General features: G+C 60.0%; 20 protein-coding genes. 8 read left to right on the top strand and 12 right to left on the bottom strand.

Translation table 11 applies throughout. The features are described 5' to 3' along the window. Positions 1-24: 24 nt before the first annotated feature. Positions 25-2,397 carry a phosphoenolpyruvate synthase gene (gene ppsA, locus LJY18_RS07835; protein ID WP_238041260.1) on the bottom strand — a complete coding sequence of 791 codons (2,373 nt, stop codon included), beginning with the start codon at positions 2,395-2,397 and terminating at the stop codon, positions 25-27. Positions 2,398-2,573: 176 nt separating this feature from the next. Between ppsA and ppsR the strand changes: the two genes are divergently transcribed. Beyond that, entirely contained in the window at positions 2,574-3,392 is an 819-nt protein-coding gene (gene ppsR, locus LJY18_RS07840) for a posphoenolpyruvate synthetase regulatory kinase/phosphorylase PpsR (protein ID WP_238041261.1), read from the top strand. Between the two features lie 14 nt (positions 3,393-3,406). Here the strand turns inward: ppsR and prpD are convergent, their stop codons facing one another. From prpD to LJY18_RS07870, 6 genes are all read right to left on the bottom strand, one after another. Further along, positions 3,407-4,891, bottom strand: a complete 1,485-nt coding sequence (prpD, locus tag LJY18_RS07845) for a 2-methylcitrate dehydratase (protein WP_238041262.1) — start codon at positions 4,889-4,891, stop codon at positions 3,407-3,409. Positions 4,892-5,149: 258 nt separating this feature from the next. Next, the gene (gene prpF, locus LJY18_RS07850; protein ID WP_238041263.1) at positions 5,150-6,340 is read right to left on the bottom strand and encodes a 2-methylaconitate cis-trans isomerase PrpF; all 1,191 of its coding nucleotides are present in this window, start codon (positions 6,338-6,340) and stop codon (positions 5,150-5,152) included. A gap of 154 nt (positions 6,341-6,494) precedes the next feature. After that, positions 6,495-9,086: a Fe/S-dependent 2-methylisocitrate dehydratase AcnD gene (acnD, locus tag LJY18_RS07855; protein ID WP_238041264.1), complete on the bottom strand. Its 2,592-nt coding sequence runs from the start codon at positions 9,084-9,086 to the stop codon at positions 6,495-6,497. A gap of 2 nt (positions 9,087-9,088) precedes the next feature. Next, positions 9,089-10,252, bottom strand: coding sequence for a bifunctional 2-methylcitrate synthase/citrate synthase (gene prpC / locus LJY18_RS07860; RefSeq protein ID WP_238041265.1), 1,164 nt, complete (start codon positions 10,250-10,252; stop codon positions 9,089-9,091). Between the two features lie 72 nt (positions 10,253-10,324). Beyond that, positions 10,325-11,221, bottom strand: coding sequence for a methylisocitrate lyase (gene prpB / locus LJY18_RS07865; protein ID WP_238041266.1), 897 nt, complete (start codon positions 11,219-11,221; stop codon positions 10,325-10,327). Further along, positions 11,218-11,940 carry a GntR family transcriptional regulator gene (locus LJY18_RS07870; protein WP_238041267.1) on the bottom strand — a complete coding sequence of 241 codons (723 nt, stop codon included), beginning with the start codon at positions 11,938-11,940 and terminating at the stop codon, positions 11,218-11,220. Before LJY18_RS07870 ends, prpB begins: the two co-directional genes overlap by 4 nt. 304 nt (positions 11,941-12,244) lie before the next feature. On the opposite strand from LJY18_RS07870, the gene rloA reads away from it, so the two are divergent. From rloA to pabB, 4 genes are all read left to right on the top strand, one after another. Then, complete coding sequence (gene rloA, locus LJY18_RS07875; RefSeq protein WP_238041268.1) at positions 12,245-12,796, top strand: retropepsin-like aspartic peptidase RloA; 552 nt, start codon at positions 12,245-12,247, stop codon at positions 12,794-12,796. A gap of 5 nt (positions 12,797-12,801) precedes the next feature. Further along, positions 12,802-14,328, top strand: a complete 1,527-nt coding sequence (gene rloB, locus LJY18_RS07880; RefSeq protein ID WP_238041269.1) for an osmotic stress tolerance membrane protein RloB — start codon at positions 12,802-12,804, stop codon at positions 14,326-14,328. Between the two features lie 3 nt (positions 14,329-14,331). Further along, positions 14,332-15,318 (top strand): alpha-L-glutamate ligase-like protein, encoded by a 987-nt coding sequence (locus tag LJY18_RS07885; protein ID WP_238041270.1) that lies wholly within the window; start codon positions 14,332-14,334, stop codon positions 15,316-15,318. Positions 15,319-15,627: 309 nt separating this feature from the next. Continuing rightward, positions 15,628-16,977, top strand: a complete 1,350-nt coding sequence (pabB, locus tag LJY18_RS07890; protein ID WP_238041271.1) for an aminodeoxychorismate synthase component I — start codon at positions 15,628-15,630, stop codon at positions 16,975-16,977. Positions 16,978-17,057: 80 nt separating this feature from the next. On the opposite strand, the gene thrH is transcribed toward pabB, so the two are convergent. Further along, positions 17,058-17,675 (bottom strand): bifunctional phosphoserine phosphatase/homoserine phosphotransferase ThrH, encoded by a 618-nt coding sequence (gene thrH, locus LJY18_RS07895; protein WP_238041272.1) that lies wholly within the window; start codon positions 17,673-17,675, stop codon positions 17,058-17,060. A gap of 232 nt (positions 17,676-17,907) precedes the next feature. Between thrH and LJY18_RS07900 the strand changes: the two genes are divergently transcribed. Continuing rightward, the gene (locus LJY18_RS07900; protein WP_238041273.1) at positions 17,908-18,642 is read left to right on the top strand and encodes a phosphoadenylyl-sulfate reductase; all 735 of its coding nucleotides are present in this window, start codon (positions 17,908-17,910) and stop codon (positions 18,640-18,642) included. A gap of 60 nt (positions 18,643-18,702) precedes the next feature. On the opposite strand, the gene cysB is transcribed toward LJY18_RS07900, so the two are convergent. The 3 genes from cysB to LJY18_RS07915 form a co-directional block, all read right to left on the bottom strand. Further along, the gene (gene cysB / locus LJY18_RS07905; RefSeq protein WP_238041274.1) at positions 18,703-19,677 is read right to left on the bottom strand and encodes an HTH-type transcriptional regulator CysB; all 975 of its coding nucleotides are present in this window, start codon (positions 19,675-19,677) and stop codon (positions 18,703-18,705) included. Between the two features lie 130 nt (positions 19,678-19,807). Then, on the bottom strand, positions 19,808-20,308 hold the full coding sequence (locus LJY18_RS07910) for a universal stress protein (protein WP_238041275.1): 501 nt from the start codon (positions 20,306-20,308) through the stop codon (positions 19,808-19,810). Positions 20,309-20,486: 178 nt separating this feature from the next. Beyond that, a complete protein-coding gene (locus LJY18_RS07915; RefSeq protein ID WP_238041276.1) occupies positions 20,487-21,392 on the bottom strand; it encodes a 5'-nucleotidase in 906 nt (301 codons plus the stop codon). Between the two features lie 535 nt (positions 21,393-21,927). Here LJY18_RS07915 and LJY18_RS07920 point away from each other — a divergent pair. Then, the gene (locus LJY18_RS07920) at positions 21,928-22,344 is read left to right on the top strand and encodes a PilZ domain-containing protein (protein ID WP_238041277.1); all 417 of its coding nucleotides are present in this window, start codon (positions 21,928-21,930) and stop codon (positions 22,342-22,344) included. Positions 22,345-22,511: 167 nt separating this feature from the next. Beyond that, positions 22,512-23,588, top strand: coding sequence for a 3-deoxy-7-phosphoheptulonate synthase (locus tag LJY18_RS07925; protein ID WP_238041278.1), 1,077 nt, complete (start codon positions 22,512-22,514; stop codon positions 23,586-23,588). A gap of 55 nt (positions 23,589-23,643) precedes the next feature. Here LJY18_RS07925 and LJY18_RS07930 read toward each other — a convergent pair whose 3' ends face one another. Continuing rightward, positions 23,644-23,925: a GNAT family N-acetyltransferase gene (locus LJY18_RS07930; RefSeq protein ID WP_238041279.1), complete on the bottom strand. Its 282-nt coding sequence runs from the start codon at positions 23,923-23,925 to the stop codon at positions 23,644-23,646. Positions 23,926-24,055 lie beyond the last annotated feature (130 nt).

Below are 24,055 nucleotides of genomic sequence, written 5' to 3' on the forward strand. Positions count from 1 at the left end.
TTGAATCAGAAGGTTAACGGTTAATCAGGATGGCTGGGCTTCCGCCAGGAAGAACCAGGTATCCAATACCGAGTCAGGGTTCAGCGACACACTCTCGATGCCCTGCTGCATCAGCCATCTGGCCAGATCCGGGTGATCGGATGGACCCTGGCCACAGATGCCGATGTACTTGCCGGCCTTGTTGCAGGCCTGAATGGCATTGGACAGCAGCTTCTTGACCGCCGGATTACGCTCATCGAACAGGTGCGCAACGATGCCGGAATCGCGATCCAGGCCCAGGGTCAGCTGGGTCAGGTCGTTGGAGCCGATCGAGAAGCCATCGAAGAACTCGAGGAACTCTTCAGCAAGAATCGCGTTGGACGGCAGTTCGCACATCATGATGATGCGCAGCCCGTTCTCGCCGCGCTTGAGGCCATTGCTGGCCAGCAGGTCGATCACCTGACTGGCTTCGCCGAGGGTGCGCACGAAAGGCACCATGATCTCGACGTTGGTCAGGCCCATCTCGTTGCGCACCTTCTTCATCGCCCGGCATTCCAGCTCGAAGCAATCGCGGAAGGACTCGCTGATGTAGCGTGAGGCGCCACGGAAACCGAGCATCGGGTTCTCTTCTTCCGGCTCGTAGAGCTTGCCGCCGATCAGGTTGGCGTATTCGTTGGACTTGAAGTCGGACAAACGCACGATGACCTTCTTCGGCCAGAACGCCGCAGCCAGGGTGCTGATACCTTCGACCAGCTTCTCGACATAGAAGTTGACCGGATCGCTGTAACCGGCGATGCGCTTCTCGACACTGTCTTTGATTTCAGGCGGCAAGCCGGCGAAATTCAGCAGCGCCTTGGGGTGCACGCCGATCATCCGATTGATGATGAATTCCAGGCGAGCCAGGCCCACACCGGCGTTCGGCAGCTGGGCGAAATCGAAGGCGCGATCAGGATTGCCGACGTTCATCATGATCTTGAACGGCAGGTCGGGCATGGCATCCACGGAGTTTGTGCGGACATCGAAGCCCAGCTCGCCCTCGAAAATGAAGCCGGTGTCGCCCTCGGCGCAAGAGACGGTGACGCCCTGGCCATCTTTGAGCACCTGGGTGGCATTGCCACAGCCAACCACCGCCGGAACACCCAGCTCACGGGCGATAATCGCCGCGTGGCAAGTCCGCCCGCCCCGGTTGGTGACGATGGCACTGGCACGCTTCATGACCGGTTCCCAGTCCGGGTCGGTCATGTCGGAAACCAGCACGTCGCCTGGTTGTACCTTGTCCATTTCAGAAATGTCATTGATAACCCGCACCTTGCCGGCGCCGATCTTCTGGCCGATCGCGCGGCCCTCAACCAGAACGGTGCCAGTTTCCTTGAGCAGGTAGCGCTCCATCACATTGACATTGGTGCGGCTTCTCACGGTTTCCGGACGGGCCTGGACGACATATAGCTTGCCGTCATCGCCGTCTTTGGCCCATTCGATGTCCATCGGCCGGCCGTAGTGCTTCTCGATGATCATGGCTTGTTTGGCCAGCTCGCTGACCTCGGCATCGCTCAGGCAAAAGCGGGCACGCTCGGCACGGTCAACATCGACCACCTTGACCGACTTGCCGGCCTTGGCTTCATCGCCGTAGATCATCTTGATCGCCTTGCTGCCCAGGTTGCGGCGCAGGATCGCCGGACGCCCGGCCTCAAGAGTCTGCTTGTGCACATAGAATTCGTCGGGGTTGACCGCCCCTTGCACCACTGTCTCGCCGAGACCGTAAGCGCCGGTAATGAAGACCACATCGCGAAAACCCGACTCGGTGTCGAGGGTGAACATGACCCCGGCGGTGCCGGTTTCCGAACGCACCATGCGCTGCACGCCGGCAGACAGGGCCACCAGCTTGTGGTCGAAGCCCTGGTGCACGCGGTAAGAAATGGCGCGGTCATTGAACAGTGAGGCGAAGACTTCCTTGGCCGCGCGGATCACATTGTCCACGCCACGGATATTCAAGAAGGTCTCTTGCTGGCCGGCGAAGGAAGCATCCGGCAGGTCTTCCGCAGTGGCCGAGGAACGCACGGCTACAGCCATGTGCTCGTTGCCGCCGGACATGGTGGCGAAGGCCTTGCGGATCTCCGCATTGAGCTTCTCCGGGAAAGGAGCCTCCATCACCCACTGGCGAATTTGCGCACCGGTCTTGGCCAGAGCATTGACATCGTCAACATCGAGGGCATCCAGCGCCGCATGGATCTGCGCATTCAGGCCGCTCTGCTCGAGAAAGTCGCGGTAGGCCTGAGCGGTAGTGGCGAAACCACCGGGAACCGATACACCGGCGCCAGCAAGGTTGCTGATCATCTCGCCCAGGGAGGCGTTCTTGCCCCCTACGTGCTCAACATCGTGATTGCCGAGCTTATCGAGGGAAACTACGTACTCTACCAAGGTGATCTCTCCACTAAGGTGTTGGAAAAGCTCAAGGGGCTGGGAAATTCGGCGGCGCATGTCCGCACGATTGTGGCCGGGCCCTGGAAAATAAGTAACAATGCAGCCACTTCCGGCCTGCAAAAGCGGGCCCATGATAGCCAAGAATCGTCCTCAGCTTAAGGCCCACGGTACAAATGAAACGAACCGCTTTCTTCATCTCCGACGGCACCGGCATTACGGCCGAAACCCTGGGTCAGAGCTTATTGGCGCAGTTCGAAACCATCAGCTTCAAAAAACTCACGCGTCCGTATATCGACAGTGTGGAAAAAGCGCGCGCAATGGTACAACAAATCAATACTGCTGCCGAGAATGACAGTGCGCGGCCAATCATCTTCGATACCATCGTCAACCAGGAAATCCGCGAGGTTCTGGCCGAATCCGAAGGTTTCATGATCGACATCTTCTCGAGCTTTCTCGCGCCCCTCGAGCAGGAATTGAGCTCGCATTCGTCCTATTCGGTCGGCAAGTCGCACTCCATCGGGCACAACTCCAATTACATGGAACGTATCGAGGCGGTGAACTTCGCCTTGGACAATGACGACGGCGCCCGCACCCACTATTACGACAAGGCCGACCTGATCCTGGTCGGCGTTTCCCGTTGCGGCAAAACGCCGACTTGCCTGTATATGGCCATGCAATACGGAATTCGTGCCGCAAATTACCCGCTGACCGAAGACGACATGGAACAGCTGCAGCTTCCTGCCGTGCTGAAGAAGTACAGAGACAAGCTGTTCGGCCTGACCATCGACCCGGATCGATTGACCGCCATTCGCCATGAACGCAAGCCCAACAGTCGCTATGCCAGCTTCGCCCAGGCCGAGTTCGAGGTGCGCGAGGTGGAGAGCCTGTTCCGCCGCGAAAATATCAACTTCATCAATTCCACGTATTTCTCCGTGGAAGAGATTTCCGCGAAGATTCTGGTGGAAAAAGGCGTCGAACGCCGCCTGAAGTAGGCTGGAGTGGGCATTCATATCACCCACATATCCATGAACCGCTGCACCGGCGTGGCTTCTAGCGCCGCCTGATCCTTGCACAGGTGGAAAATCTGCCCGCTGCGCTGGGCGCTGAAGCGGGTTGCCAGATTGGCCTTGAATTTGGCCTCCAGCAACGCGATGCCCTCGGCGCGACGGCGACGGTGACCGACTGGGTACTCAACCGCGACCTGCATGGTCGATGAGCCATCCTTGAAGAACACCTGAACGGCATTGGCAATCGAACGCTTGTCGGCTTCCAGGTACTCGCGGGTGTAGCGCGGGTCCTCGACTATCTCCATCTTCTCGCGCAACTCGTCGATGATTGGGTGGGCGGCATGAAAGTCATCCTCGTACTGCTCGGCCACCAGATTGCCGAAGACCAGCGGTACGGCGGTCATGTACTGGATGCAGTGATCGCGATCGGCCGGATTGGCTAAGATGCCAACCTTGGAGATGATGCGAATCGCCGATTCGTGGGTGGTGATGACGATTTTATCGATCTCGTGCAGGCGATCCCGGACCTGCGGATGCAGGATGACTGCCGCTTCGCAGGCGGTCTGCGCATGGAACTCGGCCGGAAAACTGATCTTGAACAGCACGTTTTCCATCACGTAGCTGGCAAACCCCTGCGAGAAACTGAACTGGCGCGCCTCGACCGGCTTCAGCGCCAGGTCATTGTTGGTGTGACTGAACAGCACATCATAGAAACCCCACTGCGGCGCGCTTAGCGCGCCAGGAATACCCATCTCGCCACGCATGGCGATATCGGCCAGGCGCACACCGCGGCTGGTGGCGTCGCCGGCCGCCCAGGACTTGCGCGACCCGGCGTTTGGTGCGTGGCGATAGGTACGCAGCGCCTGGCCGTCGACAAAGACATGGGAGATAGCCGACAGCAGTTGCTCGCGACTGGCCCCCATCAGCCTGGCGCAGACGGCGGTAGAGGCCAGTTTGACCAGCAGCACATGATCCAGACCGACCCTGTTGAAGGAATTCTCCAGGGCGAACACGCCCTGGATCTCGTGGGCCATGATCATCGCATCGAGCACCGCACGCATGCTCAGCGGCGATTCACCCTGGGCCAATCGCTGCTGCGACAGATGGTCGGCCACGGCCAGAATACCGCCGAGATTGTCGGACGGATGACCCCATTCGGCCGCCAGCCAGGTGTCGTTGTAATCCAGCCAGCGCACCATGCAGCCGATGTCCCAGGCAGCCTTGAGCGGATCCAGGCGAAAACTGGTACCCGGCACGCGCGCCCCATGCGGCACCACAGTGCCCTCGACGAACGGCCCGAGATGCTTGGTGCACTCGGGGAAGCGCAGCGCCAGCAAACCGCAGCCGAGGGTGTCCATCAGACAGTTTCGCGCGGTATTCAGGGCTTCGGCGGACTCGACCTTGTAGGTCAAGACATAGTCGGCGACGTCCTGGATCACCTGGTCATAATCGGGGCGGATGTTCAGATCGACATTGGCGCTCATGGCTTCACTCCTTCTTCGGCTGCTTTGGAGCCCTGCCTCCCGGGGAAACGCGATACCACTGCGGGCAACACGGCGTTGGTGCAATCTGCAGCCCGCCCGATTTCAGCGAGCAGGTGCCGATGCCATGCGGGAGCAATCCGGGCCGAGTCAGCAGGCCACGGTTGGCCGCCTTGCGCCCCGACCTGGAACCACAACATGCCGGCCCAGAAGGCGAAAAACCCGCTTGCGCGGGCTCCTCTTCAGCTTAGGCCAAACCCCTCAGAACGCATCGCCGGGTACGCGCACCCAGCCCTCCATCAGCACGCGGGCGCTGCGGCTCATGATCGCCTTGACCACCGTCCAGTCGCCGTTGACCTGGCTAGCTTCGGCGCCAACCCGCAGGGTGCCCGAGGGATGGCCGAAGCGCACGGCGCTACGCGCACCGCCGCCAGCCGCGAGGCTCACCAGGGTGCCCGGAATCGCCGCGGCGGTGCCGATGGCCACGGCCGCCGTGCCCATCATGGCGTGATGCAGCTTGCCCATCGACAGCGCCCGAACCAGCAGGTCGATATCGCTCGCGGCCACTGGTTTGCCACTGGAAGACAGGTAGTCCGCCGGCCTGGCGACGAAGGCGACTTTCGGCGTGTGCTGGCGCTGGGCGGCTTCATCGACGCTCTGGATCAGCCCCATACGCAGTGCACCATAGGCGCGGATAGTCTCGAACATGGCCAGGGCCTTGGCATCACCGTTGATGGCGTCCTGCAGTTCGGTGCCGGTGTAGCCGATGTCCTCGGCGTTGACGAACACGGTAGGAATGCCGGCGTTGATCATCGTCACCTTCAAGGTCCCGACCCCCGGCACTTCGAGATCGTCGACCAGGTTGCCAGTGGGGAACATCGAACCACCGGCACCCTCCTCGTCAGCGGCCGGGCTGATGAATTCGAGCTGCACTTCAGCCGCAGGAAAGGTCACCCCATCGAGCTCGAAGTCACCGGTTTCCTGCACTTCACCCTGGGTGATCGGCACGTGGGCGATGATGGTTTTGCCGATATTGGCCTGCCAGATCCGCACGACAGCCACACCGTTCTCGGGAATGCGACTGGCATCGACCAGGCCGGCACTGATGGCGAACGAGCCAACCGCCGCGGAAAGGTTGCCGCAGTTGCCGCTCCAGTCGACGAAGGCCTTGTCGATCGACACCTGGCCGAACAGGTAATCGACGTCGTGGTCGGCTTTCTCGCTTTTGCTCAGGATCACCGTCTTGCTGGTACTGGAAGTCGCCCCTCCCATGCCGTCGATCTGCTTGCCATAGGGATCGGGGCTGCCGATCACGCGCAATAGCAAGGCATCGCGGGCCGCACCCGCAGCCTGCGCGGGCTCGGGAAGGTCTTGCAGGCGGAAGAACACGCCTTTACTGGTGCCGCCACGGATATAGGTGGCAGGAACCTTGATTTGGGGTACGTGAGCCATGGAATGCCTTTCCTCTGCAGCTGCGGCGGCAACTTGCCGCCGCGCTCAATCATGTTCGATGGGTTGTCGATCGGGCCACGCGGGTTAAGTGCAGCGATACCCACGCGCCTTGGCACGCGGGGCATCACTGCGCTCAACAGCAACCATCGGGCTGTCAGGCCGAGACAGTCGACTCCAGGAAGTCCTGGGCAAATCGCTGCAGCACACCACCCGCCTCGTAGATCGAGACTTCCTCGGCGGTATCCAGACGGCACGTCACCGGCACCTCCACACGCTCGCCATTCTTGCGGTTGATCACCAGAGTCAGCGTGGCCAGCGGCGTGCGCTCGCCAATCACGTCATAGGTTTCAGTACCGTCGATATTCAGCGTGTGGCGATTAGTACCCGCCATGAACTCCAGCGGCAACACCCCCATGCCGAGCAGGTTGGTGCGGTGGATACGCTCGAAACCCTCGGCGGCGATGGCCTCCACACCGGCCAGACGCACGCCCTTGGCGGCCCAATCACGCGAGCTGCCCTGACCGTAGTCGGCGCCGGCGATGATGATCAGCGGCTGCTTGCGCTCCATGTAGGTCTCGATCGCTTCCCACATGCGCGTGACCTGGCCTTCCGGCTCGATGCGCGCCAGCGAACCCTTCTTGACCTTACCGTCGACCACCGCCATCTCGTTGACCAGCTGCGGGTTGGCGAAGGTGGCGCGCTGTGCGGTCAGGTGATCGCCGCGGTGGGTCGCGTAGGAATTGAAGTCCTCTTCCGGCAGGCCCATCTTGTGCAGGTACTCGCCAGCGGCACTGTCGAGCATGATGGCGTTGGACGGCGACAGGTGATCGGTGGTGATGTTGTCCGGCAGCACGGCCAACGGGCGCATGCCCTTGAGCGAGCGCTCACCGGCCAGCGCGCCTTCCCAGTACGGCGGACGGCGGATATAGGTGCTCATCTCGCGCCAGTCGTACAGCGGGCTGATCTGTTCGCGGGCCTCGCGGGTGATGTCGAACATCGGGATATACACCTGACGGAACTGCTCGGGCTTGACCGAAGCCTTGACCACCGCGTCGATCTCCTCATCGCTCGGCCAGATGTCCTTGAGGCGAATTTCCTTGCCATCGACCACGCCCAGCACATCCTTTTCGATATCAAAGCGGATGGTACCGGCAATGGCGTAGGCCACCACCAGCGGTGGCGAAGCGAGGAAGGCCTGCTTGGCGTACGGGTGGATACGCCCATCAAAGTTGCGGTTGCCCGACAATACGGCGGTGGCGTACAGATCGCGCTCAATGATTTCCTGCTGGATAACAGGATCCAGCGCGCCGCTCATGCCGTTACAGGTGGTGCAGGCAAACGCCACTACGCCAAAGCCCAGCTGTTCCAACTCAGGCAGCAGCTGCGCTTCTTCCAGGTACATCTTTACGGTTTTAGAGCCCGGCGCCAGGGACGACTTGACCCAGGGTTTACGCGTCAGCCCCAGCTTGTTGGCGTTGCGCGCGATCAGGCCGGCGGCAATCATGTTGCGCGGGTTACTGGTGTTGGTGCAGCTGGTGATGGCGGCGATGATCACCGCGCCGTCTGGCATCTTTCCCGGCTGGTTTTCCACCACGCCGCTGATGCCTCGGGCAGCCAGCTCGGCAGTCGGCAGCAAGGCATGCGGGTTGGACGGGCCGGCCAGGCTGCGTGCAACACTGGACAGATCGAAACGCAGCACCCGCTCGTACTCGGCGCTCGTCAGGCTATCGGCCCACAGGCCGGTGTGCTTGGCGAACTGCTCGACCAGTTTGACCTGCTCGTCCTCGCGGCCGGTAAGCCTGAGATAGTCGATGGTTTGCTGGTCAATGTAGAACATGGCCGCCGTGGCGCCGTATTCCGGGGTCATGTTGGAAATCGTGGCGCGGTCACCGATGGTCAGCGCATTGGCGCCTTCGCCGAAGAACTCCAGGTACGCCCCCACCACCCGCTCGCGCCGCAGAAACTGGGTCAGCGCCAGCACCATGTCGGTACTGGTAATGCCCGGCCGCAGCCGGCCAGTCAATTCGACGCCGGTAATATCGGGCAGGCGCATCCAGGAGGCGCGACCGAGCATCACGCTCTCCGCTTCAAGGCCGCCGACGCCCACGGAAATCACACCCAATGCATCGACCATCGGGGTGTGGCTGTCGGTACCGACACAGGTATCGGCAAAGGCCACCCCGTCGCGTACCTGCACCACCGGCGACATCTTCTCCAGATTGATCTGGTGCATGATGCCGTTGCCCGGCGGGATCACGTCGACGTTCTTGAACGCCTTCTTGGTCCAGTTGATGAAGTGAAAACGGTCTTCGTTGCGCCGGTCTTCGATGGCGCGGTTCTTGTCGAAGGCGTCAGGATCGAAACCACCCGCCTCGACCGCCAGCGAATGGTCGACGATCAGCTGGGTCGGCACCACCGGATTGACCAGTGCCGGATCGCCACCCTGATCGGCAATCGCATCACGCAGACCAGCCAGGTCAACCAGTGCGGTCTGACCGAGAATGTCGTGGCACACCACACGGGCCGGGAACCAAGGGAAATCCAGGTCGCGCCTGCGCTCGATAAACTGGCTCAGCGAGGCTGTCAGCGTGGCCGGGTCACAGCGCCGCACCAGGTTTTCCGCAAGCACGCGGGAGGTGTAGGGCAATTTGTCATAAGCACCCGGCTGGATCGCATCGACCGCGGCACGGGTATCGAAGTAATCCAGCGCGGTGCCGGGCAGGGATTTGCGGTATTGGCTATTCATGGTTATGGGCGGTCCTTGAGCGGCACGAACTTGAGGTCTTCAGGGCCGACGTAGTTGGCGCTCGGCCGAATGATCTTGCCGTCGATACGCTGCTCGATGACGTGGCTGGACCAGCCCGAGGTGCGGGCAATCACGAACAGCGGGGTGAACATGGCAGTAGGCACGCCCATCATGTGGTAGCTGACCGCACTGAACCAATCGAGATTGGGGAACATCTTCTTGATTTCCCACATGGTCGATTCCAGGCGCTCGGCGATGTCGTACATCTTGGTGCTGCCCTGCTCGACGGAGAGCTCGCGGGCCACTTCCTTGATCACCTTGTTGCGCGGGTCGGCCACGGTGTAGACCGGATGGCCGAAGCCGATGACCACTTCCTTTTTCTCGACCCGCGCGCGAATGTCAGCCTCGGCCTCGTCCGGGTTGTCGTAGCGCTTCTGAATCTCGAAGGCGACCTCGTTGGCCCCACCGTGCTTGGGTCCGCGCAACGCGCCGATGCCACCGGCAATGGCGGAGAACATATCCGAACCAGTGCCGGCGATCACCCGTGAGGCAAAGGTCGAAGCATTGAATTCGTGCTCGGCGTAGAGGATCAAGGAGGTGTGCATGGCACGCACCCAGGACTCGCGCGGCGTCTCGCCATGCAGCAGATGAAGGAAGTGACCACCGATGGAGTCATCGTCGGTTTCCACCTCGATGCGCTTGCCGTTATGGCTGAAGTGGTACCAGTACAGGAGCATGGAGCCCTGCGAGGCCATCAGCTTGTCGGCGATATCGCGGGCACCGGGGTGATTATGATCATCCTTCTCCGGCGACAGGCAGCCGAGCACGGACACCCCGGTACGCATCACATCCATTGGGTGAGCGGACGGCGGCAACTGCTCCAGGGCGGCTTTCAGCGCCGCCGGCAGGCCACGCAGGGCCTTGAGCTTGGCCTTATAGCCCGCCAGCTCGGCGGCATTGGGCAGCTTGCCGTGTACCAACAGGTGAGCAATTTCCTCGAACTCGCAGCTGGTGGCGACATCGAGGATGTCATAGCCACGGTAGTGCAGGTCGTTACCGCTGCGACCGACGGTGCACAGCGCGGTGTTGCCGGCGGTGGTGCCGCTCAGGGCTACGGATTTCTTCGGCTTGAAGCCTGGGGTAGTGGTTTCTGGGGTCGGGCTCATCGCTTGTCTCTCCTCATCCGATCCGGTCGGGTATTTCTTGTTATGCGCAGGCCGCGGCGGCTCGCGCGCCGGTTATTTCTTGGCAGCAAACAACGCGTCGAGATGCTGTTCGAAGGCGTGGTAGTTGATGCGCTCGTAGAGCTCCATGCGGGTCTGCATGGTGTCGATTACATTCTTCTGGGTACCGTCACGGCGCAGCGCGGTATAGACGTTTTCGGCCGCCTTGTTCATGGCGCGGAAGGCCGACAGCGGATAGAGCACCAGGGACACGTCGACACTCGCCAACTCATCGGTGGTGAACAGCGGAGTGGCGCCAAACTCGGTGATGTTGGCCAGGATCGGCGCCTTGATGCGGTCGGCGAAGGTCTTGTACATCGCCAGCTCGGTGATCGCCTCGGGGAAGATCATGTCGGCGCCGGCCTCGATGCAAGCCTCTGCGCGATCCAGCGCCGAGTTCAGGCCTTCGACGGCCAGGGCATCGGTGCGCGCCATGATCACGAAGCTGTCGTCGGTGCGCGCATCCACCGCCGCCTTGATCCGGTCGACCATCTCCTGCTGGGTGACGATTTCCTTGTTCGGCCGATGACCGCAGCGCTTGGCGCCCACCTGGTCTTCGATGTGAATCGCCGCGGCGCCAAACTTGATCATCGACTTGACGGTACGCGCCACGTTGAACGCCGAGGAGCCGAAGCCGGTGTCGACATCCACCAGCAGCGGCAGGTCGCAGACGTCGGTGATACGTCGTACATCGGTCAACACATCGTCCAGCCCGGTGATTCCCAGGTCCGGCAAGCCCAGCGAGCCGGCTGCCACGCCGCCGCCGGACAGGTAGATCGCCTTGAAACCGGCGCGCTGGGCCAGCAGTGCATGGTTGGCATTGATCGCACCCACGACCTGCAAAGGATGCTCTGCTGCAACCGCATCGCGAAAACGCTGGCCGGGACGGCTCTGGCTGGAAAGCTGACTCATGACTCACCTCGGGGTTTGGCTGTCTTGGTTGACGCGCCTTGGTAGTGGCGCTCGATATTGCGTTTGGAGGCACCGATGTGACGGCGCATCAGCAACTCTGCGAGTTCGCCATCGCGGTCGGCGATGGCGTCGAGAATGCGGTGGTGTTCGGCGAACGCCTGACGGGGGCGGTTCGGTGTAGCCGAGAACTGCAGGCGGTACATGCGCACCAGTTGATACAGCTCACCGCAGAGCATCTGTACAAGGGTACGGTTGCCGCTGCCTTGGATGATCCGGTAGTGGAAATCGAAGTCTCCTTCCTGCTGGTAGTAGCCGACGCCCGCCTTGAAGGCCGCATCCTGCTCATGCAGATCGAGCACCCGGCGCAGGTCATCGATTTCCGCCTGGCTCATTCGCTCGGCGGCCAGGCGGCAGGCCATGCCTTCCAGCGACTCGCGGATCTCATAGAGTTCGATCAGCTCGGCGTGATCTAGCGACACCACCCGCGCACCCACATGGGGAATGCGCACTAATAGACGCTGACCCTCCAGGCGGTGAATCGCCTCGCGCAGCGGCCCGCGACTGATGCCGTAGGTGCGCGCCAGTTCCGGTTCGGAAATCTTGCTGCCTGGTGCGATCTCGCCCTTGACGATAGCAGCCTGAATGCGGCGAAAAACATGCTCGGACAGCGTTTCCGAATCATCTTGAACGATACGGGGCAACTCAATGGTATCGGGCATATTGTCGACACTGCCTACTAGATTTGCCCAAAAAATTACCCGCTAACCGAGTAAATGTCAAATAACCAATCAAGACTGTCGACAATCGTCCGGATAACAAAAAGTTCTGACCTAGCCTAATTTCTTGGATAAACGCCTATAAGCGTCTGTCGCAGCGGCAAAACCCCCGTGATAGAATGTCGACCACTTGCGTCCGGCCTAGCTTTGCTGCCATGCCCGCTAGAGATCACACCAGGCGCAGCGGCCATGCCGCCTCGCCCGCTGGTCTTGTTATCCGATGACCGCGCTATACCTAATAGGACTTATGAGACTCAAGCCCTTCGCCCTGCTGTTCTGCCTGCTGTTATCGCCTGGCCTGGGTCTCGCCGCCGCAGAGAAGGCCGTATACGGCCTGAATGAACACGCCATGCTGTTCAACCTAGGCCTGCAAATACCGGCCAAGCTGGACACAGGCGCCAAAACGGCGTCCTTGAGCGCGCGGGATATCAAACGCTTCAAGCGAGAAGGTGAACCGTGGGTGCGCTTCTACCTGGCAATCGACGATGCCCACGCCCACCCGATAGAGCGCCCGCTGGCGCGGATAAGTAAAATCAAACGCCGCGCTGGCGACTATGATCCAGAGGAAGAAAAAACTTATACCGCACGCCCTGTCATCGAACTGGATATCTGCATGGGTTTAGCCCTGCGCACAATCGAAGTGAACTTGACCGACCGTAGTGCATTCCAATACCCGTTATTGATCGGCTCCGATGCCCTCAAGCGTTTCAGCGCACTTGTCGATCCAAGCCTTAAATACGCAGCTGGGAAACCTGGCTGTCCTCCTGACGCAAACATTGGCGCCACCCCTAATGAGTAATGCCTATGCGCTCTCTTAACCTGCATCTGAAAATCCTGATCACGCTATTGGTGGGTCTGGGCATTCTGATTACGGCCTATCAAATTTTCATTCTCGGCATACCGCTGACCGAAGATGAAACCGATGACCTGTGGAATATCGACGCCAGAGTCGAGTTCCAGGCCAGCCCGCGTGAGCCAGTCAAGCTACAGATGTTCGTGCCACCATTGAATCAGGATTATGTCAGCCTCAACGAGAGCTTCATCTCCAACAATTATGGCGTGAGCATCAACCGCGCCAACGGCAACCGCAAGGTCACCTGGTCTGCCCGGCGCGCCAGCGGCAAGCAAACCCTGTACTACCGCCTGGTATTGACCAAGCGCTACAGCGGCGAGCAAACCAAGAGTGAAGGCCCGATCTTCCGCGACAGCATCCCCGTGGAAGGTGCCGAGAAGATTGCAGCCGAGGCCCTGCTTGCACCGATCCGGCAACACTCGGCGGACGTCGAAACCTTTATCAGCGAGACCATCAAACGGGTCAATAACGTCAACGACGACAACGTCAAACTGCTGCTGGGCGGTGATGCCTCGACCGCGAAAAAAGCCGATGCCATCGAGCTGCTGCTGTCCATTGCCCACGTGCCCATGGAGCGCGTACACACCATTCGCCTGGCTGCCGAGATCCAACAAAGCCCTGAGTTGTGGTTGCGCAGTTTCAACGGTGAAAAATGGCTCTATTTCAATCCTGATACCGGCCAGCAAGGTATGCCGAACGATCGCCTGATCTGGTGGATCGGCGACGACAACCTGGTCAGCCTCGAAGGCGGCAAGCAAGCGAGCGTCAGCTTCACCCTGAGCAACAGCGAGATGAATGCCATCCGCCTGGCCAAATTGACCGACGAAAACACTGACGCCGACTTCCTCGAATACTCAATGTACAGCCTGCCGCTCTCTACCCAGAAGACATTCCAGATCATGATGGTGATCCCGCTCGGCGTGCTGGTGATCCTGGTCCTGCGCAACCTCGGCGGCCTGCAGACCCTGGGCACCTTCACACCGGTACTGATCGCCCTGGCCTTCCGTGAAACCCAGCTGGGCTTCGGCATCATGCTGTTCACCATCATTACCGCCCTGGGCCTATCACTGCGCTCCTACCTCGAGCACCTGAAACTGCAGATGCTGCCCAGGCTATCGGTGGTCCTGACCTTTGTGGTGGTACTGATCGCGACAATCAGCCTGTTCAGCCATAAACTCGGCCTCGAACGCGGCCTCTCGGTGGCGCTGTTCCCGATGGTGATTCTGACCATGACCATCGAGCGCCTGTCCATCACCTGGGAGGAACGTGGTGGCGGTCATGCCTTCAAGGTCGGAATCGGCACCCTGGTTGCCGCGACCCTGGCTCACCTGCTGATGAGCGTGCCGCAGCTGACCTACTTCGTCTTTACCTTCCCGGCCGTGCTGATGATCCTGGTGGGCTTCATGCTGGCGATGGGCCGTTACCGCGGTTACCGCCTGACCGAACTTTTCCGCTTCAAAGCCTTCCTGAAGGATTGAGCCATGCTAGGTCTCTGGAAAACATGGAAGGCCCTTGAAGCCAAGGGCATCATGGGCATCAACCGCCGCAATGCGGACTACGTACTGAAGTACAACAAGCGCAACCTCTACCCGATCGTCGATGACAAGATCATCACCAAGGAGCGCGCCATTGCCGCCGGCATCGATGTGCCGGAAATGTATGGCGTGATCGAGACCGAAAAAGGCATCGACAAGCTGCGCGATATCATTGGCGACCGCCCGGACTTCGTGGTCAAGCCCGCACAAGGCGCTGGCGGTGACGGCATCCTGGTCATCGCCGACCGCTTCGAGGACCGCTATCGAACCGTGTCCGGCAAAATCATCAGCCATGAGGAAATCGAACACCTGATCTCCAGCATCCTCACCGGCCTGTACTCGCTGGGCGGTCACCGTGACCGCGCCCTGATCGAATACCGCGTCACTCCCGACCCCATCTTCAAGAGCATCAGCTACGAAGGTGTACCGGACATCCGCATCATCGTGCTGAAGGGCTACCCGGTGATGGCCATGCTGCGCCTGCCGACCCGCCAGTCTGGCGGCAAGGCCAACCTGCACCAAGGCGCTATCGGTGTAGGCGTGGATCTGGCGACCGGCGTCACCCTGCGCGGCACCTGGCTGAACAACAAGATCAGCAAGCACCCGGACACCACCAACTCGGTAGACGGCGTGCAGCTACCTAACTGGGATGGTTTCATGAAGCTGGCCGCCGGCTGCTATGAACTATGCGGCCTGGGCTATATCGGTGTGGATATGGTCCTCGACCAGGAGAAAGGCCCACTGATCCTCGAGCTCAACGCGCGCCCCGGCCTGAACATCCAGATCGCCAACGACTGCGGCCTCACTCACCGCGCCCATGCAGTGGAAGCACGCTTGGTCGAACTGGCGAAAAAAGGCATTACCGAGACTCCGGAGGAACGCATGCGCTTCGCCCAGGAACTGTTTGGCCACGCACCCAAAGCAGAGCCCTGAACCAGACCGCCTAAAGGGCTTTCACGCTACAGCCACTAAGCCAGGCGGGCGCCCCCAAGAAGCCCGAGAAACCTGAAATACCGCTCATTCAAACGAAGTGAGCGGTATTTTTGTAACCGGCCCATGGCCGGATTTACAGCCGCAGACACCGTCTTTCTCCGCAACAAGCATGACGCCGCTATTTCAGTGCAGACCCATGGATAAAGAGGAACCTGGCAACTCTTCCCCGCTCAGCCCCCAGACAGAAGCACTAGGATGAATGTTGCCGGCGTTCTACAATCGCCTGCCGCGCGCCTCTGAAAGCCTCGCATGCCTAATTGCCTTGTACACGCCCTGCCCTACAGCGCCGATCCGGCCACCTATTTCAGTGTCGTCTGTCACGCACCAGGCGCGGTGCTGTTGGATGCCGGCCGCCCGGCCGCCCAGCGTGGGCGCTATGACCTGATCAGCGCCTGGCCAACGGCCGAACTGATCCCGGCGCCTGACGAGCCGGCCAATGACTTCCTGCAACGCCTGCGCGCCAGCCTGGCGACGCTGGGCGAGGCCAAAGCACCTGACGACTGCCCACTGCCCTTCGTCGGCGGCTTGATTGGCTACCTGGGCTACGATTTCGGCCGGCGGCTGGAAAGCATGCCCGAACAGGCAAGCGACGACCTGGGCTTAGCCGATGCGCAACTGGGCTTGTATGCCTGGGCCCTGATTACCGACCATCACCTGGGCACCAGCCAGCTGATGTTTCATCCAACACTGCCCATTCATCAACAGCAGCGCCTGATCGAGCTGTTCGATGCGCCGCAGGCGCAGGCGCAGGCGCAGGCACCTTTCAAATTGGCGGGGACATTCCGGGCAGATATCGATGAACGCGAGTATCGCCATGCCATCGAACGTATCCAGGCCTATATCCAGGCCGGCGACTGCTACCAGGTGAACTTTGCCCAGCGCTTTCGCAGCCACTACCAAGGCGATCCCTGGACGGCTTATCGCGCCTTGCGCGCTGCCTGCCCGACGCCCTTCGCCGGCTACCTGGCACTGGCGGACAACGGCGCGATCATCAGTTTGTCGCCTGAACGCTTCCTGCGCGTCAGCGAAGGTCATGTAGAGACCCGCCCGATCAAGGGCACGCGCCCACGCCACAGCGACCCCGAGCAGGATGCCGCGCAAGCCGAAGTGCTATTGGGCAGCCCCAAGGATCGTGCCGAGAACCTGATGATCGTCGATCTGCTGCGCAATGACCTCGGCCGCAGCTGCACAATTGGCTCGGTGCGCGTGCCGGAGCTGTTCGCCTTGGAGAGCTATCCCAACGTGCACCACCTGGTCAGCGCGGTGACGGGCGAACTGGCGCCAGACAAAGACGCCCTTGACCTGGTCGCCGGCAGCTTCCCCGGCGGCTCGATCACCGGCGCGCCAAAAATCCGCGCCATGCAGATCATCGACGAGCTGGAACCCACACGCCGCGCACTCTATTGCGGCTCATTGCTGTATCTGGACGTGCGCGGCGAGCTGGACAGCTCGATTGCCATCCGCAGCCTACTGGCCAAAGACGGACAGATCAGTTGTTGGGGCGGCGGCGGGATAGTCGCCGACTCCGACTGGCAGGCGGAATACCAGGAGTCCATCACCAAGGTGAAGGTCTTGCTGGAAACGCTGGAGGGGATGTAGCGGCAAGCTGCAAGCGAGTCTTGATACGAATTGACGACCGTCATCCGCTTTCACCCTACGCTTGCAGCTTGCCGCTGCAGTTACAAGCTCAGGTCGCGATTGGACGCCTTGATGAACTCGCGCTTGAGGTCGTCAAAGGTGTGCACCGCCGGGAACTGCGGAAATTCGCGAATCACGTTTTCCGGCGCATGGAACAGGATGCCCGCATGGGCCTCGCTGAGCATGGTGGTGTCGTTGTACGAGTCGCCTGCGGCGACTACTCGGTAGTAGAGACTCTTGAGCGCAATCACCGACTGACGTTTGGGATCCTTCTGGCGCAACTGGTAGCTGACCACGCGACCATTCTCGTCGGTCACCAGCTTGTGGCACAGCAGCGTCGGGAAACCCAGTTGGCGCATCAGCGGCTGGGAGAACTCATAGAAGGTGTCCGAGAGAATCACCACCTGAAAGCGCTCACGTAGCCAATCGACGAACTCCACCGCGCCGTCCAACGGCTTGAGGGTGGCGATGACTTGCTGGATGTCGTTCAGCTTCAGGCCATGCTCATCGAGAATGCGCAGGCGCTGCTGCATCAGCACGTCGTAATCCGGAATATCCCGGGTGGTCGCTTTCAGCGATTCAATGCCGGTTTTTTCCGCGAAGGCGATCCAGATCTCCGGGACCAGAACACCTTCCAGGTCGAGACAAGCGATTTCCACGGGACACTCCTAGATTGAGCTTGAAAGAAGGCGGCACTCTAGCGGCTCGCTGGAGGCTGCGCAACGCAAGGCTTATACCCAAACCTAACGGACACCCTTGCACTTGGTTATTTAGCGGTATAACGCCTATTTGCTACCATCGGCGCACAGAGCGTCCCGAGGGCGCAAATATGCCAGGCACAGCAGCCTGGCGGCATCCTCCTAGCGCCACCCCAACCAGGAATCCAGCCCGATGAGCCACCCATTCGATGTAGCCGAACTGGCCGCAACCTACGCCAACAAATCCCCCCAGGACATTCTCAAACTTGCCTTCGAACACTTTGGCGATGAACTGTGGCTGTCCTTCAGCGGCGCCGAGGACGTGGTGCTGGTGGACATGGCCTGGAAACTGAACAACAACGTCAAGGTTTTCAGCCTCGACACCGGCCGCCTGCACCCGGAGACCTACCGCTTCATCGAGCAGGTGCGTGAGCACTATGGCATTGCCATCGAAGTACTCTCCCCCGACGCGGCGGCACTAGAGGCACTGGTCAAGGAAAAAGGCCTGTTCAGCTTCTACAAGGACGGCCACGGCGAATGCTGCGGCATTCGCAAGACCGCCCCGCTGCGGCGCAAGCTCGCCACGGTCAAGGCCTGGGCTACCGGCCAGCGCCGCGACCAGAGCCCCGGTACCCGCAGCCAGGTCGCGGTGGTGGAAATCGACACGGCCTTCTCCACTCCGGAAAATACCCTGTACAAGTTCAACCCACTGGCACAGATGAGCAGCGAAGACATCTGGGCCTATATCCGCATGCTGGAAATCCCCTACAACAGCCTGCATGAGCGCGGCTTCATCAGCATCGGCTGCGAGCCGTGCACCCGCCCGGTACTGCCCAACCAGCACGAGCGCGAAGGCCGCTGGTGGTGGGAGGAAGCCACGCAGAAGGAGTGCGGCTTGCACGCCGGCAACCTGATCGCAAAGAATTGACGCACTGATCAACAAGAAAAACCCGGCACGTGACCGGGTTTTTTCTTGCTTTCAAGCCACTCAGTAAGTCGGCAACTCGACATCGCGGAACATCTCTTCGAGCTCGGACTTGTTGTGACACTGCACGGCCTTGGCCAGTACCTCGCGGGTCAGGTGCGGGGCGAATTTTTCGATGAAATCGCACATGAATCCACGCAGGAAGGTGCCACGGCGAAAACCTATCTTGGTCACGCTGGACTCGAACAGATCGCTGGCATCGAGCACCACCAGATCAGGATCGAGTGTGGCGTCCACCGCCATCTTGGCCACGATACCCACGCCGAGGCCAAGCCGCACATAGGTTTTGATCACGTCGGCATCGGCGGCGGTGAAGACCACCTTGGGCGTCAGGCCGCGGTGACCGAAGGCTTCGTCGAGCTTGGAGCGACCAGTGAAGCCGAATACGTAAGTGACTATCGAGTGCTCGGCGAGGGCCTCCAGGGTCAGTTTCGGCAGCTTGCTCAACGGATGCCCCTGAGGCACTACCACGCAGCGATTCCAGCGGTAGCAGGGCATCATCACCAGGTCATTGAACAGCTCCAGCCCCTCGGTGGCGATGGCGAAATCCACGGTGCCGTCGGCGGCCATTTCGGCGATCTGCATCGGTGTGCCCTGGTGCATGTGCAGAGCGACATCCGGGTATTGCTTGATGAATGCGCTGATCACGGCCGGCAAGGCATAGCGCGCCTGGGTATGGGTCGTGGCGATGGACAAGGTGCCCTTCTTCTCGTTGGAGAACTCCTGGGCAATCTGCTTGATGCTTTCGACCTTGCGCAGAATTTCTCCGGCGGTGGTGATGATTCGCTCGCCCGCCGGGGTAACGCGGGTCAGGTGCTTGCCGCTGCGCGCGAAGACCTCCACGCCCAATTCGTCCTCGAGTAAACGTATCTGCTTGCTGATGCCCGGCTGCGAGGTATAGAGGCTTTGCGCTGTGGCCGACACATTGAGGTCGTGATGCGCGACTTCCCAGATGTAGCGCAGTTGCTGAAGCTTCATAAAAATCCCTCAAAGCAGATAAAAGCCGGCCACAGGACGGCTGCGCTATATAACCATATATATGGTTTAACCATTAAATCTAGACGATTAATTTAACTTTGCTGATTATTCGCCACCGTAAACAACCGCCTCATGCCTCACCCCGGGCTCGATGCTGCAGCATTGGAACCAGATACACGGGAACTTCGGACAACTGCACCAGCCGCGCAGCAGTGCGCCCCAAGGGGATATCCGAACAGGCACCATGACTGTGACTGCCGACGACCAGCATATCCACCCCCCGTTTCTGCGCCTCCTCGAGAATCACCAAGGGCGGATCGCCCTGCACCACCTGCACCGAACGGATCACTTCGAGTTCATGCTGGGACTCGCCGAGCTCATCACGAAAACCCTCCAGCACCCGCTGCTCGATACTCGCCATCACCGTACTGAGGCCTTTAGAGCGCAGTTCCTTGAGCCGCTCTTCATCCAGGTAGGTTTGCAACACCGACTCGGCAAACAACCCCATAGGCTCAACGGCATGCACCACATGCAGGCTGGCATTGAAAGCGCGAGTCAGCGCCAAGGCATGCTGCAATACATAGGGCGCATAAAGACCAAGATCGGTGGCATAGAGAATCGAGCGAATCATGCGGTCTCCTAGACTGCCTACGTCTGGCAGGCCTCTCTTGAGCTTAGCAGTGTCATCTGCAAGTCAACAAAACTGCGGTCATTCAGGACGAATGGTTATATGCACAGAATCTGCACCCCGCTGGATGCGACGTGCAGATCCCAGCCCTGGCAATAGAAAAGACCAAGATCGGGAGATTCTAGAGCTGCGGCTCGTTACTCACGCCATGCGGTACATGCCCGGTAGCAACGACCTCGCGGGCTTTCTCGCAGTGCCCCGCCTGGTCGTCGAAGAATACGTCGGCACCGAAGGTCTCGAGGATCGCCGCCTTCTCCAGCCCGCCCAGGAAGAACGACTCATCCAGGCGAATATTCCACTCGCGCAAGGTGCGGATCACCCGCTCGTGGGCCGGTGCCGAGCGGGCAGTGACCAAGGCCGTACGAATCGGGCAGGCCTCCTCGGGAAACTCCTGCTGCAGGAGGTGCAGCGCCGCCAGGAAGGGCTTGAAGGGCCCCCCGCCAAGCAACTCGCGAGCCGACTCGCGCTCGTGACTCTGGAAGGCTTCCAGGCCGCCCTGCTGATAGACCCGCTCGGACTCGTCAGAAAACAGCACGGCATCGCCGTCGAAAGCGATACGCAGCTCGTTGCTGGCGGCCCGCCGTGCCCCACCAGAGAGAATAGTGGCTGCACCAAACCCCGAGCGCAGGGCGCTGCGTACATCTTCGGCGTGAGTGGAGAGAAACAGGTGGCAGCCGAATGCCGCCAGATAGGGATCAGGGCTGCGCCCACCGACAAAAGCCGCACGCGAGATGCCAAGGCCATAGTGCTGGATCGAGTTGAATGCGCGCAATCCGGTATCAGCACTGTTGCGCGATACCAGAATCACTTCCACCCGCGCCTGACCCAGCGTCGTGTTCAATCCCAGCAGCTTCTCGACCAAGGGAAACGCGTCGCCAGGCATGAGAATTTCGTCCTCATGCTCGATCTGGTAGCGACGATAGGCTTCGACCCCTTCCCCCTCATACACGCGATGACTCTCACGCAGGTCGAACAGTGCCCGTGAGGAAATCGCCAGCACCAGCTTGTCGCCCATTCCCTTGCTCATGCTTACCTCGGTGTCTGTGAAAAATGTTCGATTGCAAGGCCGCTTCACGCAAGGCCGGAGGCGGCAGTCTTCTTGCCAGCCCTCAATCCTGCTGGTTACGCCGCTCGAAAAAAACAATGACTGATAAAAAGCGCGCATACGCGGCAACTTGCAACCCGCCTGTTCAGCGGCGTGGCGTAAATTGCCTGCAATTCCATTGACCCTGGTTGGACTAAATCGTGAGACATGCTCGGCAGGTAATCGGGCATACGATCAATCGCGACCAACAGTCTCCCAGGGTATCCCTGCGGCATCTTATGCTCACTGGCAAGTGTTGCGTCGACGTGTGGCGGCTTCGCTACCGGCACCCGAGGGATCGCCAAAGTAGTTTAGGTGTGCCCGCCAGCAACGGCTACAGGCTGTACTGGCGAACATAACCGGAGCAGTGATCGGCCGATCAATAAAACAATAATCTGCATCAAAGTCAGTGCGTTGCAATCCATTCACTATACTAATCACAACGGTGTCAAATTGACGGCATAGGGAGTTGGTTGTCATGCGACGTTTTCTGCGTCACCCCAGTGATATGCCAGTGGAGTTGGTGCTCCGCAAACAACCCTTTATCCCCAAACAACGCCTGAACAATATCAGCCTCGGCGGAGTGGCGTGCAATTCCAGCTGCGGCTTTCGTCGTGGCACTGCGATAGAACTGCGCATCCCACTGCTGGGCGAGCAGGCACGCTACCCTGGGGTAGTAGCCTGGTGCCGCACACGGTCCGATGACTACCTGGTTGGCATCGCCTTTATCGACGAAGACACGTTATTTCGCGCACGCATGGTCGAACAGGTCTGTCAGATCGAACATTACCGCCAGCAACGTGAACTGGAGCTGGGCAGACATCTGGCGATAGAGAGCATTGCCGAGGAATGGATCGCACATCACGCTGCAGAGTTCGCCGATGCAAGCCTGTAATCCCTGTTTCCTTACGTTTAACGGCCTTAGACCCATTGTCTAGCCCGCCCGTAACGCGCTAAGGTTCTGTATCCCCGCTGTGCTCATAAATGGCTGTGCTCCGCCACACGGGGATCGCTGGCGGCCGGCACCCGTGACCTGACGACCCTGACCTGATGAAAAGCACGATGGCTGACTTACCGATCGATGACCTCAACGTTGCCTCCAACGAAACCCTGATCACTCCCGATCAGCTAAAGCGCGAAATTCCGCTGACCGATGCCGCACTGCACACTGTCGCCACTGGCCGCCAGGTGATTCGCGACATCCTCGATGGTAAAGACCATCGCTTGTTTGTCGTGGTTGGCCCCTGCTCGATTCACGATATCAAAGCGGCCCACGAATACGCCGAACGCCTCAAGGCGCTTGCGGCAGAAGTGTCGGACACCCTGTATCTGGTGATGCGCGTGTACTTTGAAAAGCCGCGTACCACAGTGGGTTGGAAAGGCTTGATCAACGACCCTTACCTGGACGACTCATTCAAGATTCAGGACGGTTTGCACATTGGCCGCCAGTTGCTGCTCGACTTGGCGGAAATGGGCCTGCCAACCGCTACCGAGGCACTCGACCCGATCTCCCCGCAATACTTGCAGGACCTGATCAGCTGGTCGGCCATCGGCGCACGCACCACAGAATCGCAAACTCACCGCGAAATGGCCTCTGGCTTATCCTCGGCAGTTGGCTTCAAGAACGGCACCGACGGCGGCCTGACCGTAGCGATCAACGCGCTGCAATCGGTTTCCAGCCCGCATCGCTTCCTCGGCATCAACCAGGAAGGTGGCGTGTCCATCGTCACCACCAAGGGTAATGCCTACGGTCATGTGGTGTTGCGCGGCGGCAACGGCAAGCCGAACTACGATTCGGTCAGTGTGGCCGTTTGCGAGCAGGAACTGACCAAGGCCGGTATTCGCCCGAATATCATGGTCGACTGCAGCCATGCCAACTCGAACAAGGATCCGGCGCTGCAACCTTTGGTGATGGACAACGTTGCCAACCAGATCCTCGAAGGCAATCAATCGATCGTTGGCTTGATGGTCGAGAGTCATCTGGGCTGGGGCAGCCAATCTATCCCGAAAGAGCTCGATGAACTCAAGTACGGCGTGTCCGTCACTGACGCCTGCATCGACTGGGATACCACTGAAAAAACATTGCTCAGCATGCATGCCAAACTCAAGGATGTACTGCCTAAGCGCCACCGCGGCTAAACGCTGCAGTTACAAAAACGCCGGGCTATGCCCGGCGTTTTTGTAAGCCTGATCGTCAGCCTTTGAGACTATGGCGCTGACGGCGCTCCATATAACGTTCGACGTAGGAACACGAAGGAATCACCGTGTAATCCATACGCTCGGCGTACTGCAAGGCATGCTCGGTCAATGCTGCGGCAATGCCACGACCACGCAGCGGATTCGGTACGAAGGTGCGGTAAATATCCAAGGTCTGCTTGCCCAGATCCATATAGGCCAGGTATGCACGATCACCACCCACTGTGGTCTCGAACTGGTGACCCTTAAGGTCATGGTGAATGGACAACGCCTCGCTCATCGCAACTCCTCTGTAAATAACCTGCAAACCATACCTGCACCTTAGCGATATTTTCCGATCGAAGCGACCTCGGCATTTCGCCATCATCGCACTTGCAGCCGCAATCGTCGGCATTCATCAGCGCTGCGCC

This window comes from Pseudomonas sp. MMS21 TM103 (assembly GCF_022132145.1).
Taxonomy (GTDB): Bacteria; Pseudomonadota; Gammaproteobacteria; order Pseudomonadales; family Pseudomonadaceae; genus Aquipseudomonas.

What these genes read in the sequence shown, in the direction of transcription:
- ppsR (WP_238041261.1), top strand. Translation starts at nt 2,574, where the DNA reads ATGAAACGAACCGCTTTCTTCATCTCCGACGGCACCGGCATTACGGCC.
- prpD (WP_238041262.1), bottom strand. Translation starts at nt 4,891, where the DNA reads ATGAGCGCCAATGTCGATCTGAACATCCGCCCCGATTATGACCAGGTG.
- prpF (WP_238041263.1), bottom strand. Translation starts at nt 6,340, where the DNA reads ATGGCTCACGTACCCCAAATCAAGGTTCCTGCCACCTATATCCGTGGC.
- acnD (WP_238041264.1), bottom strand. Translation starts at nt 9,086, where the DNA reads ATGAATAGCCAATACCGCAAATCCCTGCCCGGCACCGCGCTGGATTAC.
- prpC (WP_238041265.1), bottom strand. Translation starts at nt 10,252, where the DNA reads ATGAGCCCGACCCCAGAAACCACTACCCCAGGCTTCAAGCCGAAGAAA.
- prpB (WP_238041266.1), bottom strand. Translation starts at nt 11,221, where the DNA reads ATGAGTCAGCTTTCCAGCCAGAGCCGTCCCGGCCAGCGTTTTCGCGAT.
- LJY18_RS07870 (WP_238041267.1), bottom strand. Translation starts at nt 11,940, where the DNA reads ATGCCCGATACCATTGAGTTGCCCCGTATCGTTCAAGATGATTCGGAA.
- rloA (WP_238041268.1), top strand. Translation starts at nt 12,245, where the DNA reads ATGAGACTCAAGCCCTTCGCCCTGCTGTTCTGCCTGCTGTTATCGCCT.
- rloB (WP_238041269.1), top strand. Translation starts at nt 12,802, where the DNA reads ATGCGCTCTCTTAACCTGCATCTGAAAATCCTGATCACGCTATTGGTG.
- LJY18_RS07885 (WP_238041270.1), top strand. Translation starts at nt 14,332, where the DNA reads ATGCTAGGTCTCTGGAAAACATGGAAGGCCCTTGAAGCCAAGGGCATC.
- pabB (WP_238041271.1), top strand. Translation starts at nt 15,628, where the DNA reads ATGCCTAATTGCCTTGTACACGCCCTGCCCTACAGCGCCGATCCGGCC.
- LJY18_RS07900 (WP_238041273.1), top strand. Translation starts at nt 17,908, where the DNA reads ATGAGCCACCCATTCGATGTAGCCGAACTGGCCGCAACCTACGCCAAC.
- cysB (WP_238041274.1), bottom strand. Translation starts at nt 19,677, where the DNA reads ATGAAGCTTCAGCAACTGCGCTACATCTGGGAAGTCGCGCATCACGAC.
- LJY18_RS07910 (WP_238041275.1), bottom strand. Translation starts at nt 20,308, where the DNA reads ATGATTCGCTCGATTCTCTATGCCACCGATCTTGGTCTTTATGCGCCC.
- LJY18_RS07915 (WP_238041276.1), bottom strand. Translation starts at nt 21,392, where the DNA reads ATGAGCAAGGGAATGGGCGACAAGCTGGTGCTGGCGATTTCCTCACGG.
- LJY18_RS07920 (WP_238041277.1), top strand. Translation starts at nt 21,928, where the DNA reads ATGCGACGTTTTCTGCGTCACCCCAGTGATATGCCAGTGGAGTTGGTG.
- LJY18_RS07925 (WP_238041278.1), top strand. Translation starts at nt 22,512, where the DNA reads ATGGCTGACTTACCGATCGATGACCTCAACGTTGCCTCCAACGAAACC.
- LJY18_RS07930 (WP_238041279.1), bottom strand. Translation starts at nt 23,925, where the DNA reads ATGAGCGAGGCGTTGTCCATTCACCATGACCTTAAGGGTCACCAGTTC.